General features: G+C 72.1%; 6 protein-coding genes. 5 read left to right on the top strand and 1 reads right to left on the bottom strand.

Translation table 11 applies throughout. The annotated features are described in order from the left end of the window. Nucleotides 1–194 precede the first annotated feature (194 nt). From MFF42_RS00505 to MFF42_RS00485, 5 genes are all read left to right on the top strand, one after another. Nucleotides 195–860, top strand: coding sequence for a tripartite tricarboxylate transporter TctB family protein (locus MFF42_RS00505; protein WP_238253550.1), 666 nt, complete (start codon nt 195–197; stop codon nt 858–860). 16 nt (nt 861–876) lie between these two features. Next, the gene (locus tag MFF42_RS00500) at nt 877–2,382 is read left to right on the top strand and encodes a tripartite tricarboxylate transporter permease (RefSeq protein ID WP_238253549.1); all 1,506 of its coding nucleotides are present in this window, start codon (nt 877–879) and stop codon (nt 2,380–2,382) included. 60 nt (nt 2,383–2,442) lie between these two features. Next, nucleotides 2,443–3,414, top strand: coding sequence for a tripartite tricarboxylate transporter substrate-binding protein (locus tag MFF42_RS00495; RefSeq protein WP_238253548.1), 972 nt, complete (start codon nt 2,443–2,445; stop codon nt 3,412–3,414). A 256-nt stretch (nt 3,415–3,670) separates the two neighbouring features. Then, entirely contained in the window at nt 3,671–4,423 is a 753-nt protein-coding gene (locus tag MFF42_RS00490; RefSeq protein ID WP_238253547.1) for a TerC family protein, read from the top strand. A gap of 150 nt (nt 4,424–4,573) precedes the next feature. Continuing rightward, nucleotides 4,574–7,903, top strand: a complete 3,330-nt coding sequence (locus MFF42_RS00485; protein WP_238253546.1) for a helicase-related protein — start codon at nt 4,574–4,576, stop codon at nt 7,901–7,903. Nucleotides 7,904–7,970: 67 nt separating this feature from the next. On the opposite strand, the gene MFF42_RS00480 is transcribed toward MFF42_RS00485, so the two are convergent. Further along, a partial coding sequence (locus MFF42_RS00480) for a carbohydrate porin (protein WP_238253545.1) occupies nt 7,971–8,735 on the bottom strand: 765 nt, incomplete at its 5' end.

Genomic DNA, 8,735 nt, shown 5'->3' with positions numbered 1-8,735 from the left:
CGCGGCGACCGCCGGCTCTGTCATCGACAAAAGAAGAACCGGGAAGGCGGCGTTTCGCCGGCGCGAGGTCTTGCCGAAACTTGGCTCCGCGGCATAGGCTCGGGACAAAGTTCCTCGAGGGAGGGTCCGGTCGTTCCCGATGTGCCGCGCACACCGGAATGGCCGGTGCGGGCATGCCCGTTGAGAGGGGACGGATGAGCGACCGATCGAGTGGCGTTGGGTCGGGCAATGCGCTCTCGCGCATACCGCAGAATGTGGCGGCCGGCCTCGGCCTCGCCCTGCTCGGCGTGTTCGGCGTCTGGGCCTCGGGCGATCTGCCGCGGGGCACCCTCGGCGCGATGGGCCCCGGCATGCTGCCGTACTGGGTCGCGGTCGGCGTGGCCGCCTGCGGGGTCGTGCTGGCCGTGACGGGCTTCGTCCGCGGCGGTGAGGGGCTCCAGGCGGTGGGCCTGCGCGGTCCGGTCGTCGTCGTCCTGGCCATCCTCGCCTTCGCCGTGACGATCCGGCCCGCCACCCTCGGTCCCGTCACCACGCCCGGCCTCGGCCTGATCGTCGCCGGCCCCCTCGCGGTCATCCTCGCAGGCTACGCCTCGCCCGAAGCGCGGTTCCGCGAACTGCTGATCCTGGCGCTGCTCCTCACGGCCGGGTGCATGCTGCTGTTCGGCGACCTGCTCAACCTGCCGATCCCGCTCTTTCCCACCGCGCTCGTCGAGGCGGCGAGCGGAACGATTCCCTCGCGGGTGCTCCTGCGGCTGATGGCCGGGGCGCTCGCCCTGGCGGGGCTGGGCCTGCTGCTCCTGCAGCGCCGGTCCGCCCGGCGGGCCGGGACCGACGTCGCCCGGCACTCGATGACCGCCTGATCGGAAGCGTAACCCCGTGCCGGATCTCCTCTCCAATCTCGGTCTCGGCTTCGCCGTCGCGCTGAGCCTGCAGAACCTGCTCCTCTGCTTCCTCGGCTGCCTCGTCGGCACGCTGATCGGCGTGCTGCCCGGCGTGGGGCCGATCGCCACCATCGCCATGCTCCTGCCGATCACCTTCGGCCTCGATCCGGTGGGCGCGCTGATCATGCTCGCCGGCATCTATTACGGGGCGCAGTACGGCGGCTCGACCACCGCGATCCTCGTCAACATCCCCGGCGAGGCGACCTCGGTCGTCACCACCCTCGACGGGCACCAGATGGCGCGGCAGGGCCGGGCCGGCATCGCGCTGGGCACCGCCGCCATCGCCTCGTTCTTCGCCGGCACCGTCGCCACCCTGCTGATCGCCGCGCTCGGCGCGCCGCTCACCCGCCTCGCGCTGATCTTCGGGCCGGCCGAGTACTTCGCCCTGATGGTCATGGGTCTGGCCTTCGCCGTCGTCCTCGCCCACGGCTCCGTGCTCAAGGCCGTGGCGATGATCCTGGTCGGCATCCTGTTCGCCTGCGTCGGCACCGACCTCGAGACCGGCGAGGAGCGGATGACCTTCGGCTTCACCTTCCTGACCGACGGCATCGACTTCTCCGTGCTGGCGATGGGCCTGTTCGGCGTGGCCGAGATCCTGCGCAACCTCGACCAGACCGAGACGCGGGAGGTCGCGCGGGCGCGCATCGGCCGCCTGCTGCCGGGTCTGGCGGATCTGCGCCAGGCGATGCCCGCGACCCTGCGCGGCACCGCGATCGGGGCGACGCTCGGCATCCTGCCCGGCAACGGCGCGGTGCTCGGCCCGTTTGCCGCCTACACCGTCGAGAAGCGCATCGCCCGCGACCCGAGCCGCTTCGGCCGCGGCGCCATCGAGGGCGTGGCCGGTCCGGAGAGCGCCAACAATGCGGGGGCGCAGACGGCCTTCATCCCGCTCCTCACCCTCGGCATCCCGCCCAACGCCGTGATGGCGCTGATGGTCGGCGCGATGACCATCCACGGCATCGTGCCGGGGCCCGGCGTGATGACCAAGAGCCCCAACCTGTTCTGGGGCATGATCGCCTCGATGTGGATCGGCAACCTGATGTTGCTCGTCATCAACCTGCCGCTGGTCGGCATCTGGGTGCGCCTGCTGAAGGTGCCCTACCGGCTGATGTTCCCCGCGATCCTGATGTTCTGCTCGATCGGCATCTACTCGATCAATTCCCTGCCGACCGACGTGATGCTCATCGCGGCCTTCGGGCTGTTCGGCTACGCGCTGATCAAGTTCGGCTTCGAGCCGGCGCCGCTCCTGCTGGGCTTCGTGCTGGGCAAGCTGATGGAGGAGTACCTGCGCCGCGCGCTCACCCTCTCGCGCGGGGACGCCATGGTCTTCCTGGAGCGTCCGGTCAGCGCGGTGCTGTTCCTCGTCGCCTTCACCATCCTGGCGCTGGCGCTGCTGCCGTCGCTGCGGCGAAGCCGCGATGAGGTGTTCACGGAAGCCTGACCGGCACGATGACCGCAGGGCTCTCCGAAACGACAAGATCAGAAAGGGAAAGAGGAAACCATGAGAACGGCTCTCGCACTCGGTCTCCTGTCGGCGCTCGCCGCCTTCGGAGCCGCGGCCGACACCTACCCCCAGCGCCCGATCACCATGGTGGTGCCCTTCGCGGCCGGCGGTCCGACCGACGTCGTCGCGCGCATCGTCGCCGAGCCGATGTCGCGCGCGCTCGGACAGCAGGTCGTCATCGAGAACGTCACCGGCGCCGGCGGCACGACCGGGATCACCCGGGCCTCGCAGGCCGCGCCGGACGGCTACACCATCATGATGGGCCATATGGGCACGCACGGCGCCGCGCCGGCCCTGTTCAAGGGTCTGAAATACGATCCCGCCAAGAGCTTCGACACGGTCGGCCTCGCCGCCGGCACGCCGATCGTCATCGTCGCCAAGAAATCCATGGCGGCGCCCGACCTCAAGGGCTTCATCGAGGCGATCAAGGCCGGTGGCGCCTCGATCAACCAGGCGCATGCGGGCGTCGGCTCCGTCTCGCACTCGACGGGCATCCTGTTCGACTCCCTCGTCGGCGCCAAGCCGACGCTCGTCGTCTATCGCGGCACCGGGCCGGCGCTGAACGACCTGGTGGCGGGGCAGGTCGACTTCATGACCGACCAGATCGTCAACGTCGCCCCGCAGATCACCGGCGGCACGATCAAGGCCTACGCGATCGCGACCCCCGAGCGCTCCCCGAGCCTGCCCGACGTGCCGACCACCAAGGAGGCGGGCCTGCCCGAATACGAGGTCAGCGCTTGGAACGCCGTCTTCGCGCCGAAGGGCCTGCCGGCGGACGTCAGGGCCAAGCTCGTCGCCGCCCTCGACACCGCGCTCAAGGATGCGAGCGCGCGGAAGCGCATCCTCGAACTCGGCGGCACGGTGCCGAAGGAGTCCGAGGCCGGCCCCGACGCGCTGCAGAAGCTCGTCGAGAGCGAGGTCGCCCGCTGGACGCCCGTCCTCCGGTCCGCCGCCGACGCCAATCCCTGACGGTCGTTCGAGAGCGCTCACCGACGAAGCAGAGACCGGTCCCGGGCGGGTTGCCATCGGGACCGGCCCTCGGTTAACCCCGCGGCCCGCGGCTCGTCCGGCGTCCCGTCGCCGGGAGATTCCATCGAGCCGGCGCTCCCGTCCGGGAGCCTCGACCGGCCTCACCGACCATCCTCATCGCCCTCCGAAGCGGCGCGCGAACGCCTGACGGTCGCGCCGCCGCCTCGACGGGATGGGACAGCGAAAGCGTGCGATCGTGGATTCCTATCTCAGTTCCTCCTTCCTGCTGTCCCTTCTCCAGATCATCTGGATCGACATCATCCTGTCGGGCGACAACGCCGTGGTCATCGCCCTGGCCTGCCGGGGGCTGCCCGAGCGGCAGCGCAAGATCGGCGTCTATGCGGGCGCCCTGGTCGCGGCGCTCCTGCGGATCGTCTTCGCCGTCGTCATCTCGCAGCTGCTCGCGGTGCCGCTGCTGAAGGTCGTCGGCGGCCTCATCCTGCTGCACATCGCCGTCAAGCTGGTGCGCGGCGAGGAGGAGGACGAGAGCAGCATCAAGGAGCAGTCCAGCCTTCCCAAGGCGATCTGGACGATCGCCGTCGCCGACGCGGTCATGAGCTTCGACAACGTCGTCGCCGTGGCGGGGGCGGCCAAGGGGCACGACGAGCTCTTCATCATCGGGCTCGCCCTCTCCGTCCCGCTCCTCGTGGTCGGCGCGACCCTGATCACCCGGCTGATCGACCGGTTCCCGATCCTGATCTGGTTCGGCGGCGGGCTCCTCGGCTGGGTGGCGGGCGAGATGATCATCTCCGATCGGCTGGTGCATCAGCACGTCGTCGAGGCGCTGCCCACCGCTCTGCAGCCCACCCTGCATGCCGTGGCGGCGGCCGTCGGCGCCGTCCTCGTCATCGGCCTCGGCGCCCTCCTCAAGCGCAAGTCCGACCGGGCGGTGGCGGCCGAGCAGGCCGATGCCGTCGACACGGCGGAAGCCGACGTCCTCGGCCGCTGAGGCCGCCGCCCCGCCGTCGGGCCTGCTTTCGTCCGGCGGTCCCCAGGGAAGTGCGGGGAAAGCGGGGGATCGCGTCCGCGGGGAGGAACCGTCGGCGGCCCGTCCGGGGTTCTCGGAGGCCGACCCCGGAAGCCGCCCGACGGAACAGAGATGGCACAGCCCAGGACCGCGAAGCCCAGAGACGATCGGGAGGCGAGCCGGGAGGCGTCGGCCGCCCCGCTGATCCCGACGGGGGCCCTGGCGGTTGCCCTGCTCGGCTTCGCGGGGGATGCGCGGCCGCTGATCCACGTGGCCCGCGACGGGCGCCGCCTCGACGAGATCGCCGCCGTCCTGCGGGCCCTGGCGCCGGAGCGGAGCGTGGCGGTCTTTCCCGAGTGGGATTGCCTGCCCTTCGATCGCGCCTCGCCCTCGCGCGGGGTGATGGGCGCGCGCACCGGCGTGCTGCGCTGGCTGACCGACGGCCAAGCCCTGCCCGATATCCTGCTCACCACCGCCCCCGCGCTCCTGCAGCGCGTGCCGCCGCCGGAGACCTGGGCGAGCGCCCATGTCGAGCTGCGCGTCGGCGACCCGCTCGATTCCGAGCAGCTGACGGCGCAGCTGGCCCGGCTCGGCTACATCCTCGACGACCGGGTCGACGAGCCCGGCGAGGTGGCGGTCCGCGGGCGGACCATCGACGTGTTCCCGGCGGCCGCGCCGCTCCCCTGCCGGGTCGAGCACGACGGCGCCCGCATCACCGCGATCCGGTCCTACGACCCGGTATCGCAGCGATCGAAGGTCGAGACCGAGCGGCTGGTGATCGATCCCGCCACCGAGATCGTCCTCGACCCGGCTTCCGACGCCGCCCTGGAACCCTTCACCGGCCAGGAGCACCGGCTGGCGCGCTTCTATCCCGCGCTGGTGACGGTCCTCGACTACGTCCCCGGGGCGCGCCTCGTCGTCGAGGACGGCGTCGGGGAGCGCGCCGCCGCCTTCTTCGAGCAGATCGCCGAGGGGCGCGAGGCGGACGGGCTGACCCCGGCCGCGGGAAGCCGGCAGGGATCGCAGTCCGACCGGGAGCCGGATCTCTATCTCGCGCCCGAGGCGTGGGCGGCGCTGATCGAGGCGCGCAGCCTCGCCGCCGCGACCGGGGCCGCGGCGGAACGGGTCGCCGGGCCGGTCTTCGCCCGCGAGCGCCGCCCCGAGGCGGCCTTCGCCAAAGCCCTGCGCGCGGCCCTCAAGGCCGGGGAGCGCGTCGTGCTCGCCGGCCCGAAGGCGCCTCTGCGCCGCCTCGTGCGGGCGGCGGCGGCCGTCGATGACCGGGCCCTGCGCCTGATCGATGCCTGGGCCGAGGTCGAGGCCGCGGAGCCCGGCGCCGTGCTGGCGATCGAGGCGCCGGTCGAGGCGGGGTTCCGGGTGCCGGAAGCCGGCGCAACGGTGATTGCCGCCGCCGACCTGTTCGGACATCTGGCCGGGGGCGCGCGGCGGCAGGCCGCCGTGCTGCCGATCGGCGAGGTCGAGCTGCGGGTCGGCGACGTCGCGATCGATCGCGATCACGGCCTGTGCGTGTTCGAGGGTCTGGAGGCGATCCGCGCGGGCGAGGCGGACGAGGAGGACGCCCTGCGCCTGCGGTTTGCCGACGAGGCCATCCTCATGGTGCCGGTCGCCCAAGCCGACCGGATCTGGCGCTACGGCTCGGAGGCCGAGGCGGTGACCCTCGACCGGCTCGACGGCGGCACCTGGGGCCGGCGCCGGCTGGAGGCGGAGGCGACGCTGGCCAAGGCGGCGCGGGCGATGCTCAAGGCCGCGCAGGAGCGCCGCAAGGCGCGCGCGCCGACGATCGTGCCGCCGGAGCGCGAGATGGAGCGGTTCGCCGCCGGCTTCGGCTTTCCGCTCACCGACGATCAGGCCCGGGCGGTGGAGGAGACCCTGGCCGACCTCGCCGGCGAGGCGCCGATGGACCGGCTGGTCTGCGGCGATGTCGGCTTCGGCAAGACCGAGGTGGCGCTGCGGGCCGCGGCGGCGGCGGTCTTCGCCGGCCGGCAGGTCGCCGTCATGGCGCCGACCACGGTGCTGGTGCGCCAGCATGTCGAGACGTTCCGGCGGCGCTTTGCCCGTTTCGGCATCGAGGTGGCGCATCTTTCGCGCCTCGTTCCCCCCGCCGAGGCCAAGCGGGTGAAGCAAGGTTTGGCCGAGGGCAGCGTCCGCCTCGTCGTCGGCACCCAGGCCTTGGCTGGGCGCGGCGTGGCGTTCCATGATCTCGGGCTCGTCATCATCGACGAGGAGCAACGCTTCGGCGCCAAGACCAAGGCGAGCCTGCGCAAGGCGGCGGGCGACGCCCACATCCTCACCCTGAGCGCGACGCCGATCCCGCGCACGCTCCAGGCGGCGATGGTCGGGATGCAGAGCCTCAGCGTGATCGCCACGCCCCCGGCGGTGCGCCAGCCGATCCGCACGGTGATCGCCCCCTTCGAGGAGGCGACGCTGGCCGCGGCGCTGCGGCGCGAGCACCGCCGCGGCGGCCAGAGCTTCGTGGTCTGCCCGCGCATCGAGGACATCGCGCCGATGGAGAAGCGCCTGCGCGCGCTCGTGCCGGGGCTCGCGGTCGTCACCGCCCACGGGGAGATGAAGCCGGCGGAGATGGACGACGCCATGGTCCGCTTCGCCGACGGCGAGGGCGACGTGCTGCTCGCCACCAGCATCATCGAGAGCGGGCTCGACGTGCCGCGGGCCAACACCATGCTGATCTGGGATGCGGAGCGGTTCGGCCTCGCGCAGCTGCACCAGTTGCGCGGCCGGGTCGGGCGCGGGCAGCGGCGCGGGGTCGTCTACCTGTTCGGGCATCCCGACAAGCCGCTCAGCCCCGCCACCGAGAAGCGCCTGCGCACGCTCGAGGCGCTCGACCGGCTGGGGGCGGGCTTCGCCATCTCCGCCCGCGACCTCGACCTGCGCGGCGCGGGCGACCTCGTCGGCGACGACCAGTCCGGCCACGTCAAGCTCGTCGGCCTCGGGCTCTACCAGCATCTGCTGCAACTGGCGCTCCGCGCGGCCAAGGGCGAGGCGGCCGAGGATTGGAGTCCGGAGGTGCGGATCGGCCTGAACGGCCGCGTGCCCGCCGACTACATCCCCGAGCCCGAGATCCGCCTGAGCCTCTACACCCGCCTGCTGCGCCTGCGCGAGGCGGCCGAGATCGATGCCCTGCGCGACGAGATCGAGGACCGCTTCGGCCCCCTGCCGGAGCCTGTGGAGGCGCTGTTCACCCTGGCCGCCCTGCGCACCGGATGCCTCGCGCTGGGCATCGTCCGTCTCAACGGCGGACCGCAGGGAATCGCGGCCGATTTCCATCCGGACAGGCCGACGCCGGTGATCCCGGTCTCCGACGCCATCACCGTGCGCGACAGGCGCATCGTCATGCGCGGGGGCTGCGACGACGCGGTCGAGCGGGGAAGGCGCGCCGCCCGCTTCCTGCGCCATCTCCAGGAGGCCCGCGACCGGCACGCCTGAACGCGAAATCCCTCCCGGCCGCGGAGGCCGGGAGGGCAGGAGCGACGGCCGGACCGGTGGCCGGTGATCAGCCCGGGGCGAGTCCGAGCAGGGTCCCGAGGGGGACGACGAGGGTGAAGCCGCCGTAGAAGCCGTCCTTGGCCCGGCGCGCGGTGAAGGGGTTCCAGAACGAGTTCGGGTTGACCACGTACTGCACCACCGGCTCGACGATCACGCCCGCCCCGACGTCGAAATGCGCGTTGGCCTCGAAGATGAACTTGTCGCGCGCATACGGGGCGCCCGAGCCGCCCGAGATGAAGTTCGCGTCCGACAGGAACTGCGTGTAGTTCTCCGACAGGCGCTGCCAGTTCATCTTCAGGCCGTAGGTGTCGTTCGGCCGGCTCTGGTCGGGCGCCTGCAGCAGCACGCCCACGAACGAGTTGAAGCGGATCGGCACCGTCGGGTCGAAGGAGTAGCCGGTGCCGGTGTAGAGCGAGACCGCCGTCGGGTGCGGGTTGGCCACGAGCCCGCCGTCGGCGCGCCAGACCGTCTGCGTGCCGGTCAGCACGAGGCCGGACGTGCCCGACTTCTGCAGCGCCGGGGTGCCGGGGTTCAGGCCGCGGGAGGTGCCGAACACCGTCTTGAAGTTGTCGTCGTGGTCGGAGGTGTTGAAGAAGCCGGTGAGCGAGGCGCGGCCCGGATAGGCGGTGACGGTGTAGTCGGTCTTGTAGCCGATCTCGGTCATCACCAGCGCGCCCGAGAGGCGCTCGTAGCCCCAGTCGTAGCCGGACAGGGCGTTGGTGCCGGGGTTCACCGAGAAGGCGCCGGCCTGGATGTAGGTGGTGGGCGAGAG

Origin of the sequence: Methylorubrum podarium, assembly GCF_022179745.1 — a bacterium.
Classification (GTDB): domain Bacteria; phylum Pseudomonadota; class Alphaproteobacteria; order Rhizobiales; family Beijerinckiaceae; genus Methylobacterium; species Methylobacterium podarium.
This window is presented reverse-complemented; position numbering and strand designations above follow the sequence as displayed.